Source organism: Gordonia sp. L191, from assembly GCF_030077625.1.
Lineage (GTDB): Bacteria > Actinomycetota > Actinomycetes > Mycobacteriales > Mycobacteriaceae > Gordonia > Gordonia polyisoprenivorans_A.
Genome location: NZ_CP125996.1, coordinates 4,784,789 through 4,800,929, shown reverse-complemented (window position 1 = coordinate 4,800,929; position 16,141 = coordinate 4,784,789). Strand labels below are relative to the sequence as shown.

The 16,141-nt window shown below is 67.5% G+C and carries 16 protein-coding genes; 8 read left to right on the top strand and 8 right to left on the bottom strand.

From position 1 onward, the window contains the following. Window positions 1-42: 42 nt before the first annotated feature. Window positions 43-525: a hypothetical protein gene (locus QNM97_RS21660; protein ID WP_283820273.1), complete on the top strand. Its 483-nt coding sequence runs from the start codon at window positions 43-45 to the stop codon at window positions 523-525. 63 nt (window positions 526-588) lie between these two features. Here QNM97_RS21660 and QNM97_RS21655 read toward each other — a convergent pair whose 3' ends face one another. Further along, complete coding sequence (locus QNM97_RS21655) at window positions 589-1,116, bottom strand: DUF1697 domain-containing protein (RefSeq protein ID WP_283820272.1); 528 nt, start codon at window positions 1,114-1,116, stop codon at window positions 589-591. 4 nt (window positions 1,117-1,120) lie between these two features. Beyond that, window positions 1,121-2,269, bottom strand: coding sequence for a citrate/2-methylcitrate synthase (locus tag QNM97_RS21650; protein WP_283820271.1), 1,149 nt, complete (start codon window positions 2,267-2,269; stop codon window positions 1,121-1,123). Between the two features lie 99 nt (window positions 2,270-2,368). Between QNM97_RS21650 and QNM97_RS21645 the strand changes: the two genes are divergently transcribed. Beyond that, window positions 2,369-3,598, top strand: a complete 1,230-nt coding sequence (locus tag QNM97_RS21645) for a citrate synthase (RefSeq protein WP_283820270.1) — start codon at window positions 2,369-2,371, stop codon at window positions 3,596-3,598. 5 nt (window positions 3,599-3,603) lie between these two features. On the opposite strand, the gene QNM97_RS21640 is transcribed toward QNM97_RS21645, so the two are convergent. Continuing rightward, on the bottom strand, window positions 3,604-4,380 hold the full coding sequence (locus QNM97_RS21640) for a methyltransferase domain-containing protein (RefSeq protein WP_283820269.1): 777 nt from the start codon (window positions 4,378-4,380) through the stop codon (window positions 3,604-3,606). A 54-nt stretch (window positions 4,381-4,434) separates the two neighbouring features. Here QNM97_RS21640 and rnhA point away from each other — a divergent pair, with 54 nt between their 5' ends. From rnhA to QNM97_RS21610, 6 genes are all read left to right on the top strand, one after another. Beyond that, window positions 4,435-4,914: a ribonuclease HI gene (gene rnhA / locus QNM97_RS21635; RefSeq protein WP_006369298.1), complete on the top strand. Its 480-nt coding sequence runs from the start codon at window positions 4,435-4,437 to the stop codon at window positions 4,912-4,914. Then, on the top strand, window positions 4,911-5,825 hold the full coding sequence (locus tag QNM97_RS21630; protein ID WP_283820268.1) for a D-isomer specific 2-hydroxyacid dehydrogenase family protein: 915 nt from the start codon (window positions 4,911-4,913) through the stop codon (window positions 5,823-5,825). The genes rnhA and QNM97_RS21630 overlap by 4 nt, the downstream gene beginning before the upstream one ends. Window positions 5,826-5,990: 165 nt before the next feature. Beyond that, window positions 5,991-6,458, top strand: a complete 468-nt coding sequence (locus tag QNM97_RS21625) for a MerR family transcriptional regulator (RefSeq protein WP_283820267.1) — start codon at window positions 5,991-5,993, stop codon at window positions 6,456-6,458. After that, window positions 6,455-7,435: an aldo/keto reductase gene (locus QNM97_RS21620; RefSeq protein ID WP_283820266.1), complete on the top strand. Its 981-nt coding sequence runs from the start codon at window positions 6,455-6,457 to the stop codon at window positions 7,433-7,435. The genes QNM97_RS21625 and QNM97_RS21620 overlap by 4 nt, the downstream gene beginning before the upstream one ends. Window positions 7,436-7,590: 155 nt before the next feature. Beyond that, window positions 7,591-8,382, top strand: a complete 792-nt coding sequence (locus QNM97_RS21615; protein ID WP_283820265.1) for an SDR family oxidoreductase — start codon at window positions 7,591-7,593, stop codon at window positions 8,380-8,382. 134 nt (window positions 8,383-8,516) lie between these two features. After that, window positions 8,517-9,191 carry a hypothetical protein gene (locus tag QNM97_RS21610; RefSeq protein WP_283820264.1) on the top strand — a complete coding sequence of 225 codons (675 nt, stop codon included), beginning with the start codon at window positions 8,517-8,519 and terminating at the stop codon, window positions 9,189-9,191. 40 nt (window positions 9,192-9,231) lie between these two features. On the opposite strand, the gene QNM97_RS21605 is transcribed toward QNM97_RS21610, so the two are convergent. From QNM97_RS21605 to QNM97_RS21585, 5 genes are all read right to left on the bottom strand, one after another. Continuing rightward, window positions 9,232-9,684 carry a hypothetical protein gene (locus tag QNM97_RS21605; RefSeq protein ID WP_283820263.1) on the bottom strand — a complete coding sequence of 151 codons (453 nt, stop codon included), beginning with the start codon at window positions 9,682-9,684 and terminating at the stop codon, window positions 9,232-9,234. Between the two features lie 119 nt (window positions 9,685-9,803). Next, the gene (locus QNM97_RS21600; RefSeq protein ID WP_283820262.1) at window positions 9,804-11,744 is read right to left on the bottom strand and encodes an ABC transporter ATP-binding protein; all 1,941 of its coding nucleotides are present in this window, start codon (window positions 11,742-11,744) and stop codon (window positions 9,804-9,806) included. Then, window positions 11,741-13,474, bottom strand: coding sequence for an ABC transporter ATP-binding protein (locus QNM97_RS21595; RefSeq protein ID WP_283820261.1), 1,734 nt, complete (start codon window positions 13,472-13,474; stop codon window positions 11,741-11,743). Before QNM97_RS21595 ends, QNM97_RS21600 begins: the two co-directional genes overlap by 4 nt. A 120-nt stretch (window positions 13,475-13,594) precedes the next feature. Then, entirely contained in the window at window positions 13,595-14,347 is a 753-nt protein-coding gene (locus QNM97_RS21590; RefSeq protein WP_283820260.1) for an IclR family transcriptional regulator, read from the bottom strand. Further along, window positions 14,344-15,783: an APC family permease gene (locus QNM97_RS21585; RefSeq protein WP_283820259.1), complete on the bottom strand. Its 1,440-nt coding sequence runs from the start codon at window positions 15,781-15,783 to the stop codon at window positions 14,344-14,346. Before QNM97_RS21585 ends, QNM97_RS21590 begins: the two co-directional genes overlap by 4 nt. Window positions 15,784-16,141: the final 358 nt, after the last annotated feature.

Below are 16,141 nucleotides of genomic sequence, written 5' to 3'. Positions count from 1 at the left end.
CAGCCGCGCAGCGTTGGGACGGGACTGGGCTAAGGTCGCACTATGTCGGCCATCGCGATCGTTGTCATCGGCGTCATCGTTTTCGTCGCACTGTTCATCCTGATCGGCGCGATCTGGTTCGCCTGGGATTCCGACAAGCGGGTCCGGGCGTTCGCGCGGTCGACCGAACTGATCCCGGGCAAACCGAGCCGCGCCCCCGACAACTGGACGACGGCGACCTCGCCGGAGGCGTTGCTGCACCGCCGGGTTCGTTACGCGATCGCCGACGTGCACCAGAATCCGGCGATCCCGCACGACAAGGCGACTCTGGCCGACCGCGACCGGCTCGACGACGCCGTCTTCGCCCTCGACGATCAGCTGATCGCGGCGGCCGATCTCGACGGCGACGACAAGACCGACCGCCTGCAACAGCTCGAGGGCGTGGTCGAACAACTCGAGGAGCTGCCCCGCAAACTGTGGGAAGCGCCGTTCGAGAAGCAACGCGAGGACATCGAAGCCGTCACCGCGGCACTGCTGCGCGTCTGACCGGCGGCACTGCTGCGCGTCTGATCGTTGGCACTGCTGCGCGTCTGATCGGCGCCGCTGGGTTCAGGCCTCGGCGAGATCGACCAGTGTGCGCACCGTCCGCAGGTTGCGTCCGGTCCCCGTCACCCCGAGACCCCGAGCGATCTTTGGCGCGCTCAGTGTGCTGCCGGCGACCCCCGCCGCGTAGTGAATGTGCAGGTCGCTGCCGATGACCGCGAGATCGTCGGCACCGAAGTCCTTGGCCACGAAGGCTTCTGCCTTGGCGGTATCGGGTTCACCGGTCAAGAAATAGATATGCGCAAACTTCTCGTCGCTTGCTTCGAACGGGTAGGCCTCGAGTGCGTCGCGCAGTTGCGTCGCCGACCGGGCGATCACCTCACGGGAGAAGCCGTAACGTTCCTCGATGGTGGCCTCGAGTGCACGTGCGAAGTCGTCGGCGGAGTCGGGTGGCGTGCAGATCAGATTGCCGGACGCGATATGGGTCGTCACCTCGGTGGCACCGAGTTCGGTTGCCATGGCGCGCAATTCCGCCATCGGTAGTTTCGCGCCCCCGACGTTGATCGCGCGGATGAGAAAGACCGGTCGTGCCATGCGATCAGTCTGGCACGGCGGCGGGTTCGGCCGGGGGCGGACCGATATACCGTGCGGCGGGCCGGATGATCTTGCGAGAGCGGGCTTGCTCGAGGATGTTCGCACACCAACCCACGACCCGACTGACCGCGAAGGTCGGCGTGAACATCGACCGCGGCACGCCGCAGCATTCCATCACCACACCGGCATAGAACTCGACGTTGGCGTACCGCGGCTGATCGGGGTGGGCCTGCGCCAGGACCTCGGTGATGGCTGCCTCGGCGGCGATGGCCTGCTCGACGAGGGGTCCGCCGAGTTCACCGGCGATGTCGCGCAACATCATTGCGCGCGGATCAGCCGTGCGATAGACGGCGTGCCCGAATCCCATGATGCGCCGGTGTTCCTCGACCTGACGACGGGCCCACTCGGCGGGGTCGCCGAACGCGGCGATCTCGTCCAGCGCATCGAGTGCGCGGTCGGGTGCACCACCGTGCAGCGGCCCCGAGAACGAACCGATGGCTCCGCACACCGCCGCGACGACGTCGGCGCCGGTGGAGGCGATGACCCGGGCGGTGAACGTCGATGCGTTAAAACCGTGGTCGATCGTGGCGATCAGATAGTGCTCGATGGCCCGCACGTGCTCCTGTGTCGGCTCCCGACCGGAGATCAGGTACAGCCAGTTGGCCGCCGCGGACAGGTCGCGGCGCGGCTGCAGCGGCTCCTCACCGGCGCGGATGCGGGCGAGCGCACCGAGGATCGTCGGGGTGAGGGCGGCCACCCGGATGGCGTCGGTGCGGCGCTGTTCGTCATCGCTGTCCCAGAGCGGCCGGACCCCGGTGGCGCTGCCCGCCGCCGAGAGCACGGTGCGCAGCCCCGACAACGAGTCCCGCTCACCGCCGAGCAGCGCCGCCGCGGTGAGGATGCCCCCGACCTCGGGCGGCAGCACCGACATCCGGTGCACCACCTCGACGAAGTCGTCGAGTTCGGCGGCACTCGGCAGATGGCCGTATAGGAACAGGAACCACACCTCCTCGAATGAGCGGGTGCGCGCCAACTCGATCGCCGAGTACTGGCGGTAGTGATAGAAGCCCTCGGCGCCACGCACGTCACCGATCTCGGTGTCGGCGACGACGAGGTCGTGCAGTCCCGGCGGGGCGATCACTGGTTCGGTCATCACAACTCCTGACGGTGGCTGGAGTCCGCTCCGGCAGCGGCTCGGTGCTTTCAGGGTGGCGAGGTTGAGCAGTGTGGTCAATGTTGATTCAATCAATGTGTGACCCGCGCGCACACCCGCCGATTCCCGACGCCCATCCGTCACGACGGGCGCGACTACCTGACCACTCAGCAGGTCGCAAAGGTGTTGGGCGTCAAGCTCTCCACCGTCTATGCCTATGTCAGTCGCGGGCGCCTGCACAGTTCCCGCATCGCGGGATACGACGGCAGCATGTTCGCCGTCGACGAGGTCGACGGACTCCTGCAGGGCTCGCGGCATCGGCCGCCGGCCGGGGTCGCCGAACGCATCCGCACCCAGCTGACATATCTGCACGACGATTGGCTGCACTATCGTGGTCGCGACGTCGCCGACCTCGCCCGCACGACGAGCTATGAGGACGTCGCCCAATTGCTCTGGGGCGAACCGTGGAACGATGCCGAGACCGCGCCCGCGCGGGGAATCGGAGCCGCGGTGCGACGTGTCGCCGGAACCAACTCGCGCGGGCTGGACCGGATCCGGCTTACCGTCGACCTGCTCGGGGCTCGAGACCCGTTGCGCCATCACATCGAACCCGGCGCCGTCACCGAGAAGGCCACCCGCGTTCTCCTCACCGCCGTCGACTCACTGGCTCCTGGAGAAGCGGAAGGTTCACTGGCACAACGACTGTGGCCACGCCTGACCGACGAGCCCGCGACACCTCGCGCGGTCAAGGTACTCAACGCGGCATTGGTCGCGCTCGCCGACCACGACCTGGCCGCAGGCACCGTCGCCGCGCGGGTCGCGGCCAGCGCACGGGGCAGCGTCTACGCCGTCATCGGCGCCGGACTCGGTGCCTTCGACGGCCCGATGCACGGTGGCGCAACCACATTGGCCTACCGATTCCTCGCGGACGCCCTCGACGACCCGACCGCGGCCATCGCCGACGCCCTCTATGCCGACACCCCGATCCCCGGGACCGGCCACGTGATCTACCGGGCCAGCGACCCCCGGGCGACGGTGCTGCTGGAGATGCTGGCGCGCAGCGGTGGTGGTGATCGACGCGTGCAGCCTGCGGTTGCCGCGATCGTCGACGCCGTCGGGCCGTCGACCTTCGTCAACTCCGACCTGGCGCTGGCGGCACTGGCGTTGCGGTACCGGATGCGTCCGGACGCCGCCGAGACGATCTTCGCGCTGGCACGGATCGCCGGCTGGATCGCGCATGCGCTCGAGGAATACCAGGCGCCGCGGCTACGGTTTCGCCCCGAGGGCGTCTACACCGGGGTGCGACCGAGCGGGGCCCACGCCACCTGAGCAGTTCAGATGTGCGGTTGCGGGGAGGCGACGGCGAAGGTCCGTCGGAACGGCAGCGGCGTCCCCCAGGGCCGCGACGGGAACGCCGCACGCAGACGCGCCTTGTACTCGTCGGTGAAGCCGTCGACGAGGTCGTCGGGCAGACCTTGCAGGAACGGACGCGCGCCGGTCCCGGAAATCCACTCGAACACCGGGTCCTCGCCGTCGAGGACGTGTAGGTAGGTCGTCTCCCAGGCATCGACGGAGTAGCCACGGTCGGCGAAGAACTCCAGGTACTCCTGCGGACCGGTGGTCGGCAGCCGCCGCACATCGTGCAGGTGCTCGGCGTAGGGCTCCTCGCGGGAGAGTTCGTCGAGCAACGTGTGGGTGGCCGAACTCGCGTTGTTGGGCACCTGCACCGCGAAGGCACCGCCGGGCGTCAGATGGTCGAGGAGGTCGCCGATCACCGAGAACTGGTCGGGGACCCATTGGAACATCGCGTTGGAGACGATCAGGTCGACCGGCTCGTACGGCTTCCAGGTGGTGACGTCGTGGACGTCGTAGTTGGCGTCGGGATCGGAATTGGAGCGCAGCGCCTCGTCGATCATCTCCGCCGACGAATCGATACCGAGGATGTGCGCGTCGGACCAGCGTGCACGCAGATAGCGGGTGAGGTGGCCGGGCCCGCAGCCGAGGTCGATGATCGTGGCGGGCTCGATCGGGACGCGCGCGATGAGGTCGAGAAACGGTCGCGAGCGGGCGTCGGCGAACTGGAGATAGCGCGTCGGATCCCAGACAGGCATGTCTCCACCCTAGTCGTTTCGTCCCGGGGCTGCGTGTCTCGTAATCTCGGAGGAATGGCGAACGATCCTGACACGACCCCCGGTTCCGACGATGTCGTGGAGATCTCCACCGACGGCGCCTGCCTGGGTAATCCGGGTCCCGGTGGATGGGGAGCGGTGTTGCGGTACAAGGGCACCGAGAAGGAGATCTCCGGCTCGGCGCCCGACACCACCAACAACAAGATGGAGTTGCAGGCGGCGATCGAGGGCCTCGCCGCGCTCAAGCGGCCGTCGACGGTGATCCTCTACACCGACTCCAGTTACGTGCGCAACGGCATCATGAAGTGGGTCGCCGGCTGGCAGCGCAACGGCTGGAAGACCGCCGACAAGAAGCCGGTGAAGAACGCCGACCTGTGGAAGCGCCTGATCGACGAGGAGAAGCGGCACCAGGTGGAGTGGCGCTGGGTCAAGGGCCACAACGGTGATCACTACAACGAGATCGCCGACCGCCTCGCGACCTCGGCGGCCCGCGAGATCGCGCAGGTGCGCTCGTGACCACGCGGGTGCCGGTGGCCGTCGAACCGACCCGTGACGAGCACGTCGTCGCCGCCGTCGAGGAGGCGGGCGGAGAAATCGTCGGACTCGACGAGGCGCGGGTGCTGGTCTGGCTCGGCGACCCCGACGGCTTTCCCGCGCTGCCCGACGCCGTCGAGTGGGTGGCGCTCAAGACGGCCGGGATCGAGGGGTTCGTCAACGCCGGGGTACTCGACGACAAGCGGACCTGGACCAACGCGTCGGGCTTCTACGCCGAGAACGTCGCCGAGCACGCGCTGGCGCTGCTGCTCACCGGACTGCGACAGATCCACACGTCGATTCGCGACCACTGGGACAAAGAACCCATCGACACCGCGGTGCGCACGTTGCGCGGTGCGACGGTGGCGATCGTGGGCGCGGGCGGAATCGGTGTGTCGCTGACGCCGCGACTCAAGGCCGGTGGCGCGCGGGTGCTCGCGGTCAACCGGTCGGGCCGACCGGTCGAGGGCGCCGACGAGACGCTGCCGTCGTCGCGGATGGACGAGGTGTGGCGCCGCACCGACCACGTCGTGCTCGCGGCGCCGTCGACGCCGGAAACCCACCACCTGATCAACGCCGAGAGCCTGGCCGCGCTGCCGGCGCACTGCTGGATCGTCAATGTCGCCCGTGGGCCCCTCGTTGACCAGCAAGCCCTCTATTGGGCACTGCGCGGTGGTGAGATCGCCGGTGCCGCACTCGATGTCACCGATCCTGAGCCACCGGCCGCCGACGACCCGCTGTGGTCGCTGCCCAACTGCATCATCACCCCGCACATCGCGAACCCGTCGTCGGGGCTGACGCGGGAACTCGCGCCGTGGGTGGCCGAGAACCTCCGGCGGTTCGTCGCCGGGGAGGAGTTGATCTCCACGGTGTCGGCCGACCGCGACTACTGAGTCGCCGGCCGCGGCCCAAGAGGCCCAAGAGTAGGGGAAGACCGTTCTTCCCCTACTTTCCGATTCCTCCCCCAGAGATTTCTGCCGGAAGAACGAAAACCCCGCGGAAGAGCGTGCAGGTTCGGCCTTGCCTTCGAGCGCGCTCAAAGGCCTAGCGTTGCTGCCATGAGCACAGAACACCTGATGCGCAAGGCCCTCGACGCGCTCGGCGGCCTCGACGGACCGCTGTCGGTGGAGGTGATCCACTCCCTCGTTGGCCTCGACGAGATCGCCGAACCGATGAGCGTCGCGCAGGCTGCCGACGCGCTCGACGTCTCGCCGCACACCCTGCGCTACTACGAGCGCATCGGGCTCGTCGAGGTACCCCGCGACGCCGTCGGCAACCGGATCTACGACGCCGACGCGATGCGCCGACTCGTCTTCTTGACCCGGATGCGGTTGTCCGGCATGGCCATCCGAGATCTCCAGCACTACGTCGAGCTCGTCGACGCCGGAGACGACACCGTCGATGAACGCCTCGACATGTTGCTCGAACACCGCGACACCATCCGCAGACAGATCGCCGAACTGACGCTGTCCCTCGCGGCCACCGAATACAAGATCGCCACCTACGGAGGAAGGACCCAACCATGACCCCCCGCGCTCCCCGCCGCATCGGCTCCCTCGAGGTCTCCGGCATCGGATTGGGCTGTATGGGAATGAGTTTCGCCTACGGCCCGGCCGACCAGGACGAAGCACTCGCCACCCTGCACCACGCTCTCGACACCGGGATCACCCTGCTCGACACCGCCGACATGTACGGCGGCGGCGCCAACGAGAGGCTGCTGTCGACGGTGCTCGCCGACCGCCGCGACGAGATCGTCCTCGCCACCAAGTTCGGGATTCTCACCGATCCCGACACCGGATTGCCCAGCGGTGTCGACGGCTCACCCGACTACGTCCGACGCTGTGTCGACGCGTCGCTGCAGCGCCTGGGCGTCGACGTCATCGACCTCTACTACCTGCACCGAGTGGACCCGACTCGGCCGATCGAGGAGACCGTCGGCGCGATGGCCGACCTCGTGGCCGCGGGCAAGGTCCGCGAACTCGGCCTCAGTGAGGCGGGCGCCGACACCCTCCGGCGAGCGTCGGCCGTGCATCCGATCGCCGCTCTGCAATCGGAGTGGTCGCTGTTCAGCCGCGACATCGAGACCTCCGACGTACCGGCAGCGCGTGAACTCGGTGTGACCGTGGTGCCCTACAGTCCGCTCGGTCGCGGCATGCTCACCGGCTCGGCGGCCGCCGCCGCACCCGGCGCGGGTGACTTTCGCGCGACCTTGCCGCGCTGGCAGGCCGAGAACCTCGACCACAACCTCGCCCTCGTCGACGAGATCGGATCGGTTGCAAGCGAAGTCGACGCGACGGCCGGGCAGGTCGCGCTGGCCTGGCTGCTCGCCCAGGGCGACGACGTCGTACCGATCCCGGGCACCAAGCGCCGCACCTACCTCGACGAGAACATCGGCGCGCTGTCGGTGACGCTCACCGCCGAGCAACTCGAGCGCCTCTCGGCGTTGCGTCCGGCGGGAGAACGTTATCCCGACATGAGTTGGGTGGCCGGGGCGTCGGCCTGATCGAGCGGGCAAAAAGGTAGGGGAGGAATGTTCTTCCTGAAGCATTTCGTTCGTCCCTCAGCAATTGCCGGGGGACGAACGAAACTCCCGAGGAAGAACGTCACCCGCTTCGCCAATCACTAGAACACGTTCTAGTTCTGTGGCATTGTCGAGTCGTGATACTCGACAGGTTCCGGATGACCGACACCGTTGCCATCGTCACCGGCGCGGGCCGCGGACTCGGTGCGGCGATCGCCATCGGCTTCGCCGAGGCGGGCGCCGACGTGCTGATCAGCGCACGCACCGCCGAGCAGCTCGACGCCGTCGCCGACGAGGTGGCCGCGCGGGGTCGGCGCGCGCACGTCGTGGCCGCCGATCTCGCCGACCCCGACACCGTCGCCGCCCTGGCGCAGGCGGCGATCGACGAGTTCGGCCGCCTCGACACCGTCGTCAACAACGTGGGCGGGGCGCTGCCACGGCCGCTGCTCGACACCAAACCCCACCACCTCACCGACGCGTTCACGTTCAACGTGACCGGCGCGCACGCACTGGTGCGGGCGTCGGTGCCGCATCTGCTGGCCAACCCCGACGGCGGCTCGATCATCAACATCACCTCGGCGGTGGGTCGCACACCGGGCCGCGCCTATGCCGCGTACGGCACGGCGAAGGCCGCGCTGGCCCACTACACCCGGCTCGCGGCGATGGACCTCAATCCGCGCATCCGTGTCAACGGTATCGCCCCCGGGGCGATCCTCACCTCGGCCCTCGACATCGTCGCCGCCGACGAGACCATGCGCACCACCATCGAGGGTGCGACGCCCCTCCACCGACTCGGGGACCCCGCCGACGTCGCCGCGGCCGCTGTGTATCTCGCCTCGCCCGCCGGCGCGTACCTGACCGGCAAGATCATCGAGGTCGACGGCGGCATCGTCACACCCAACCTCGACTTGCCGATCCCGGATCTGTAAGTCGGGTCCGCTCGTCATCCAAGCCGTTGCGCCAGAACACAAGCCACACCCTGGAACCCTACGCAGTTCCGGGGCGTCGGGGTCGGCTGTCCGCTCTCCCCTTCCAGGGGGCCATTCGCCGGTAAGGTTGTGACGTGGACCAATTCCTCCACTTCGCGGGCGACTACTGGTGGCTGATCTTCCCGGTCGGCGGCATCGTCGGCGGCTGGGCCAACCACGTCGCCCGATACAACGAGAAGCGCAGACGCGACAAGATCGAACTCGCGCGCATCAAGGCGACCGCCAAGGCCGAGGAACTGCGCAGCACCCGTGCCGACAAGGCCCAGGTGACCAAGGTTCTCCAACGACACGACGAGATCAACGAGAAATGGTTCGCCTACGAACTCGACCTCGCGACGCTCATCGAGTTCCCGATGCTCATCGACATGCGTGAACCGCTCACCCTGGCCTTTCATCAGGCCAAGGTGCGCGCCGACGACATGCGACCCGCACCCGGTGAAACCCTCGATCCGGAGACCTTCGCCGAGTACCGCGACGCCGTCGGTGTCTATGCCGCGTCCTTCGACGCCGCCGAGCGTGAGGCGCGACGCCGCAAACAATCGGACTTCTCGCCCATCGAGCGCGAATCCCTGGACCGCGCACGCAAACTCATCTCCGTCGCCGCCGACGCCGCAGCCACCCCGGCCGAGCGGCAGGCCGCCTACCGCAAGGCTCGAGCCGAGCTCGACGGCCTCATCGACGTGCCGACGCCCGCCGCCGAACAACTCGAACGCGGCATTGCAGGCGAATTGGAGCGCGGCCAATCCTGACCGGGCCGCGGGGCCCCGGATGGGCCCCGCAGCCGGTCGGTCACGAGGTCGGCTGGGTACGCCGGGTCGGTTCCAGCGACTTGCACGCGGCCAGCGCCTTGGTCCAGGTGGCCTGATCGACCCCCGGGGGCGCCGTCATGGTGTGCTGACGGGCCGCGGGAGTACCGCCCGAACCGCCCTCGGGTGCCTGGCCGGGCGCACCCGACGGCGCTCCGGCCGGCGCACCCGACGGCGGGGTCCCGTCCTCGGATCGTCGCCGCATCCCGTTGTGCGCGGGCATGGTGACGCCGTTGTTGGCCATGCACTTGTCGAATGCCGCCATCTCGGTGGCCCGAGTCGAGCCCGCGGTGGTGGAGGTCGACGACGACGCCGACGAGGACGTGGCGGCGGCGTTGGTCGGCGTCGACGAGCTGTCGGTCGACGAGCAGCCCGTCAACACCGCGGCGAGCACCGCGGCCCCACCCACGCCCATGGTCACCAGACGAATCTTCATGAAAACCCCATCTCGGTCTTTCGGATCGCCGCATCCGTTGCGGCGGTGATGATCCTGTGTACCGGGGCTTCTTGGTAGTCGGCTGTAGAGGCGCTAGCAGTCTTCTGGCCGGGGCTCGATCAGTCGGTGTCCAGCGCGCCCGCGAACTGGCTGCGGTAGAGGCGACAGTAGGCGCCCTGGGCGGCCAGCAGCTCCTCGTGATTACCCTGCTCGACGATGTGCCCGTCCTCCATGACGATGATGGTGTCGGCGTCGCGGATCGTCGAAAGGCGATGGGCGATCACAAAACTGGTGCGATCGGCCCGCAGGTTGGCCATGGCCTGCTGGATCAGCAGCTCGGTGCGGGTGTCCACCGAACTGGTCGCCTCGTCGAGGATCAGGATCGTCGGCCGCGCGAGGAAGGCACGGGCGATCGTGATGAGCTGTCGCTCACCGGCACTCACGCCACCACCCTCGTCGTCGAGGACGGTGTCGTAGCCGTCGGGCAAGATGCGGACGAAGTGATCGACGTGGCTGGTCATCGCCGCGGCCATGACCTCCTCGCGGCTGGCGGTCGGGTCGCCGTAGGCGATGTTGTCGTAGATGGTCCCGCCGAACAGCCACGAATCCTGGAGCACCATCCCGGTTCGCTCACGCAGGTCGTCGCGCGTCATCGCGCGGGTCTCCACACCGTCGAGGCGGATCTGCCCGGAGTCGACGTCGTAGAACCGCATGATCAGATTCACCAGCGTCGTCTTGCCCGCGCCGGTGGGTCCGACGATCGCGACCATGTGCCCGGGACGCGCCACCAGCGACAGGTCCTCGATCAGGGGCTTGTCCAGCAGATAACGGAACGCGACGTCGTCGAACTCGATGCGGCCCTTGTCCTCCGACGGACTCAGCGGCTGCGCCGGATCGGGGGTCTGTTCCTCGGCATCGAGGATCTCGAAGATCCGCTCAGCCGAGGCGACGCTGCTCTGCATCAGGTTGATCATCGAGCCGATCTGGGTGAGCGGCTGGGTGAACTGTCGCGAGTACTGGATGAACGCCTGCACCTCACCGAGACTCAGCGATCCCGACGCCACCCGCAGGCCGCCTACCACGGCGACGGCCACGTAGTTGAGGTTGCCCAGGAACATGATGGTCGGCATGACCATGCCCGAGATGAACTGCGCACGCCAACTCGACTGATAGAGCTTCTCGTTGCGTTCGTCGAAGGTCTGCTCGACCTCGCGTTGCCGACCGAACACCTTGACCAGTTCGTGCCCGGTGAACGCCTCCTCGATCTGGGAGTTGAGCTTTCCCGTCGAGGACCACTGGGAGATGAAGTGCGGCTTGGACCTTCGGGCGATGATCGTCGTCGTGGCCACCGCCAGCGGGACCGTCACCACCGCGATCAGCGCCAGCAGCGGCGAGATCCAGATCATCACCACCAAGAGTGCGATGACCGTCAGCACCGAGTTCACGAACTGGGAAATGGTCTGCTGCAAGCCCTGTGACAGGTTGTCGAGGTCGTTGGTCACCCGGCTCAGCAGGTCACCGCGCGGGGTGGTGTCGTAATAGCGCAGCGGAAGCCGATGCACCTTCTGCTCGATCTCGGCGCGCAACTCGCGCACCGTGTTGACCACGATGACGTTGAGAATCCGGAACGCCAACCACGACAACAAGGATGACGCCACGTAGCAGATCAGCACGATCAGCAGCGTCCAGGCGACGGTGGTGAAGTCGATCCCGACACCCGGGGTCAGATTCATCGCCGACACCATGTCGGCGAAGGTGCCCTGCCCGCGCGCACGCAACCCCTCGACGGCCTGCTCCTTGGTGATGCCCGACGGCAACGCCTTGCCGATCGCACCGTCGAAGATGAGATCGGTGGCGTGGCCCAGAATGCGTGGTGCCGCCGCGAGGAGGATGACCGACCCGACGATGGCGGTCAGCACCGTCGCCATGCGCCACCGATAGGCCATCAGCAGGCGCACAAGACGTTTCATCGACGGACCGAACGACTTGGGCTTCTCCAGGACGGGGCCGGCGGCCATCGGGCCGCGGCCGGGACCCGGGCCGCCTGCGGGGCGGGTCATGCGGGTTCTCCGATCGACAGCTGCGAACGCGCGATCTCGGCGTAGGTCTCGCAGGAGGTGAGCAATTCGTCGTGGGTACCGAGACCGACGACGTGGCCGCGGTCGAGGACGACGATCTGGTCGGCGTCGACGATGGTCGAGATGCGTTGGGCCACGATGATCACCGCGGTATCGGCGGTCGCGGGCCGAAGGGCGGCACGCAGTTTCGCGTCGGTGGTCAGGTCGAGTGCGGAGAACGAGTCGTCGAACAGATACACCGACGGCCGCCGGAGCAATGCCCGCGCGATAGCCAGACGCTGGCGCTGTCCGCCCGAGACGGTGGTGCCGCCCTGTGCGATCGGGGTGTCGAGTTGCTGGGGCATCGCGGAGACGAAATCGGTTGCCTGCGCGATCTCCAGTGCCGCCCACACCTCCTCGTCGGTGGCGTCGGGTTTGCCGTGCCGGACATTGGTGGCCACCGTCCCGGAGAACAGGTAGGGCCGTTGCGGAACGAGCCCGATCACCGACCGCAACTCATCGGGATCGAGCTCGCGGACGTCGGTGCCGCCGACGCGCACCGCGCCCTCGGTGACGTCGATGAGTCGGGGGACCAGACCGAGCAGCGTGGTCTTGCCCGAGCCGGTGGACCCGACGACGGCGGTGGTGGTACCCGGACGCACGTCGAAGGTGATGTCGGACAACACGTTCTCGTCGGCTCCCGGGTACCGGAACTGTGCGGCGTCGAACGCCACGGAGGCGGGATCGCCGGCGAACCCGACCGGGGTACTCGACGGCACCACCGACGTCTCGGTGTCGAGGACCTCGCAGATGCGCTCGGCACACACCGCGGCCCGCGGCGCCATCATCGCCAGGAACGACGCCATCATCACCGACATCATGATCTGCATGACGTAGCTCATCATCGCCGTCAGCGCACCGATCTGGGCGCTGCCGTCGGAGACCGCATGACCGCCGAACCAGATGATCGCGACGATCGTCACGTTGGTGATCACAGTGACCGACGGGAACATCAGGGCCATCATCCGGCCCACCCGCAGCGACGCGTCACTCAACTGGTCATTGGCGACGGAAAACCGTTGCATCTCATGGCGTTCGCGCACGAACGCCCGCACCACGCGGATACCGGTGATCTGCTCACGCATGATGCGGTTGATGGCGTCGAGGCGCTCCTGCATGGCGCGGAAGCCGGGGATCATCCGGGCGATGATGAAGCCCATCGTGATGCCGAGGATCGGCACAGCGATCAGCAGCACCCACGACAATCCCGGCGCCACATGGACGCCCATGACGATGCCGCCGATACACATGATCGGTGCCATCACGAGGATGGCGGTGCTCATCACGAGGAGAAGTTGCACCTGCTGCACGTCGTTGGTGGTGCGGGTGATCAGCGACGGTGCGCCGAAGGTGCCGACCTCGCGTGCGGAGAAGGAGTTGACGCGGTGCAGCAGATCGTGGCGGATGTCGCGGCCGGCGCCGAGTGCGGCCCGCGCCCCGAAATACTGGGCGATCAGCGTGCACACGATCTGCACGAAGGTCACTGCCAGCATCCACGCGCCGATCCGCAGGATGTAGCCGGTGTCGCCCTTGGCGACGCCCTTGTCGATGATGTCGGCGTTGAGCGTCGGCAGATACAGCATGGCCACCGTCGCCACGAGTTGCAGCAGGATCACCGCGGTGATGTGCGCGGGGTAGCGGGACAGGTAGGTCCGGATCAGACGGGTCAGCATGGGGCGATCACCTGATTGACGGTAGCAACGGGACGTTCTCTCGGCGAACGGTTTGTCCCGGCGGCCGCAACCCGGAGGGCGGGGTGATCGGATGCGCCAAGCGTGTGGATCAGCCGCTGTTCACGCCAGCAGCGGCGCCAGTCGCGTGGCGTACTCGGTCATCGCCGGCACCTGCCGCGTCATGATCTCGGCTTGGTCGGCGCGACCCGAGAGTGCCAACGCGGCGACAAGCGTTCCGCCCGGTGATCGGACGCCGACCGCGATGCACGCGCGGTCGGGATCGAGTTCGCCGACCTGCAGCGCGAAGCCGTCGCGGGCCACGGCTGCCAACTGGTCGGCCAGCGCGTCGCGGGTGGTCGGCGTACGGGAGGTGATCGCGGTGAGCGGGAAGGTGACCACGTCGTTCACGTCGGCCTTCTCGCCGAGCAGCAGTTTTCCGATGGCGCTGGCATGTAGATAGGTGTTGAGTGTCCGCTCGTCGGCCGCCGGCGGGAACTCGGTGTCGAGGTCGGCCGCCCGCACCGAGGTGTTGGTGAAGTAGTAGAGATGCGCGCCGAACCGGATGGACAACCGGAATTCGGCGAGCACTTCCCGCGCCGCGGTACAGACGCGCGGGATCAGGGTGGCGTCCACCAGCGCGCCGGTGCGCGGGCCGAGCGCAAATCCGGACAAATCCGGCATCCGCACCACAAACCCTTCTGCGACGAGCAGATTCAGCAGCCGGTAGATCGTCGCCGACGGAATGTCCAGGCGATCGGACAGGTCCTTGGCGGTCACGCCGACGCCGGATCGCGCCACTTCCTCGAGGACGCGCAGCGCGCTCTGCACCGCTTTCGGCTGACGACCGGACAGACTCGTCCCGCCCGGGCTCATCGCAACACCTGCCACGGGTCGTAGTCGTTGAGGACCTGATCGGCGGTGGTCTCGTCGAATACCCCGACCTGTTCGGGCAGCCCTGGCTCGATGCGGCGTCGAATGAGGAAGATCGCCATACCGGCTGCCACCAGCACCGCGTAGGTGATGGTCGCAATCCACACCGGGGCGTCGATGGTCAGCGCCGCCCACACGATGATCCCGACAAAGGCTGTGGCAGTACCGATCCCGATGATCGTGGGCAGTCGTCCCGGCTCCCCGATGCGACGCAGGAACACCGGCGCCCCGACGCACACCAGGAGATAAGCGCAGATGTAGCCGTGCGCCGACACCGCGAGCAATCCGATCAGTGTCGATCGCGCGGAGCCGACGACGAGCAGATACACCACGGGGACCACGGTGATCACCGGAACCGATGCCAGCAGTGCGACGGACGGGGTCCGAAAACGTTTGTGCGTCTTGCCCAATGCCGGTGGGAGCACGCCCTCCCGGCCCATCGCGAACAGCGTGCGCGACAGTGCCGTGCACGATCCGATCACGCAGGCGAACCAGGAAGCGGTGATACCGAGTTCCAGCACCACCGACAACACCGTCGATCCCGGGCCGTCGGATCCGGGCAGACTCAGCACGATTGGTGCGGCGTTGCCGCCCGCCACCTGATGGCCCGATTGGGCGACGGCGGCGAAAACGTAGAGCACGCCCAGGGCCAGCGGTGACCACCGCACGGCGCGGGTGACGGTCTCGAACGGCCGCTTGGCCTCCCGCGCCACCGTCGTCGCGCTCTCGAATCCGACGAAGGCCGTGGTGGCCAACAGAAGTGCGAAGCCGGGTGCATCGTGCACATCCGACGACGCCGCCGGCGTCGATCCGCCGCGCGCCGCGAGGACCGTCAGGACCACCGCGGCGGCGACGACCGCGAACATCTCGATCGCCAGGGAGATCCGTGCGGACAGCTTGATGCCGCGGATCATCAGTGCGAGTGCCACCGCGCCGACCGCCAAGGTGAGGAGGGCGACGATCAGCGGACTGTCGCGCACGCCCACCCGGTTCAGGAGTGCGGCCAGGTAGGCGCCCGCTCCCAAGGTGCTGGCCATCGCGGCGCCGGCGTAACCGATCATCACCGACCAGCCGGCGAACACTCCCGCACCGGGGCCGAGGCCCTTGACCGTGTAGCTGTAGATGCCGCTGACCGCGACCATGCGTGTGGAGAACTGGGTGATGCAGTAGCCCACCGCGAGAAACAAGAAGGTGGTCGCGACGAACACCGGCACCGTCGCGTGGCCCGCGGCGGGGAGGATGAGCACCGGGACGGTGACCATGACGGCCGACGGGGCCACCGCGGCCACCGACTGACCGAGGACCTCGACGAACGACAGTCGGCCTCGCGGGAGACCGGCGACCGGTGACCGACTCCGAATGCCCTCATGGTTGTCCATCGCCTCACCTGCTTCCGCGCGACCCCGCACCACAACGCAACGTAGCCCATCGGGCGCGTCGGCTCATCATTTCGACGATGAATTCTGTTCGGAGTTCAAATGAGAACCATCCGGTCCGGCGATTCTCATTTGACGGGTTTTCGCAGGTTCGGCCAGCGTGATCAATGTGTATTCGTGGTCTGGCGATGCGGGTGTCAGCGGTCTCAAATGAGAATACCGGCTCCCGGAAATACCCATTCAGAATCCATGGTGACACAGGTCATATCGCGGGCGTAGGGTCAGCTCGTGAGTCACTCGACACCCGCTCTGTGGTGCGAAGACCGGTGCGGACCCGCCGGATGCACAGAGCCTGTCGTCG

Bases quoted from the DNA above. Each gene is read 5' to 3' on its own strand.
- QNM97_RS21620 (WP_283820266.1), top strand. From the start codon at position 6,455: ATGACCCCCCGCGCTCCCCGCCGCATCGGCTCCCTCGAGGTCTCCGGC.
- QNM97_RS21595 (WP_283820261.1), bottom strand. From the start codon at position 13,474: ATGCTGACCCGTCTGATCCGGACCTACCTGTCCCGCTACCCCGCGCAC.
- QNM97_RS21625 (WP_283820267.1), top strand. From the start codon at position 5,991: ATGAGCACAGAACACCTGATGCGCAAGGCCCTCGACGCGCTCGGCGGC.
- QNM97_RS21655 (WP_283820272.1), bottom strand. From the start codon at position 1,116: ATGGCACGACCGGTCTTTCTCATCCGCGCGATCAACGTCGGGGGCGCG.
- QNM97_RS21605 (WP_283820263.1), bottom strand. From the start codon at position 9,684: ATGAAGATTCGTCTGGTGACCATGGGCGTGGGTGGGGCCGCGGTGCTC.
- QNM97_RS21640 (WP_283820269.1), bottom strand. From the start codon at position 4,380: ATGCCTGTCTGGGATCCGACGCGCTATCTCCAGTTCGCCGACGCCCGC.
- QNM97_RS21590 (WP_283820260.1), bottom strand. From the start codon at position 14,347: ATGAGCCCGGGCGGGACGAGTCTGTCCGGTCGTCAGCCGAAAGCGGTG.
- rnhA (WP_006369298.1), top strand. From the start codon at position 4,435: ATGGCGAACGATCCTGACACGACCCCCGGTTCCGACGATGTCGTGGAG.
- QNM97_RS21600 (WP_283820262.1), bottom strand. From the start codon at position 11,744: ATGACCCGCCCCGCAGGCGGCCCGGGTCCCGGCCGCGGCCCGATGGCC.
- QNM97_RS21650 (WP_283820271.1), bottom strand. From the start codon at position 2,269: ATGACCGAACCAGTGATCGCCCCGCCGGGACTGCACGACCTCGTCGTC.
- QNM97_RS21585 (WP_283820259.1), bottom strand. From the start codon at position 15,783: ATGGACAACCATGAGGGCATTCGGAGTCGGTCACCGGTCGCCGGTCTC.
- QNM97_RS21660 (WP_283820273.1), top strand. From the start codon at position 43: ATGTCGGCCATCGCGATCGTTGTCATCGGCGTCATCGTTTTCGTCGCA.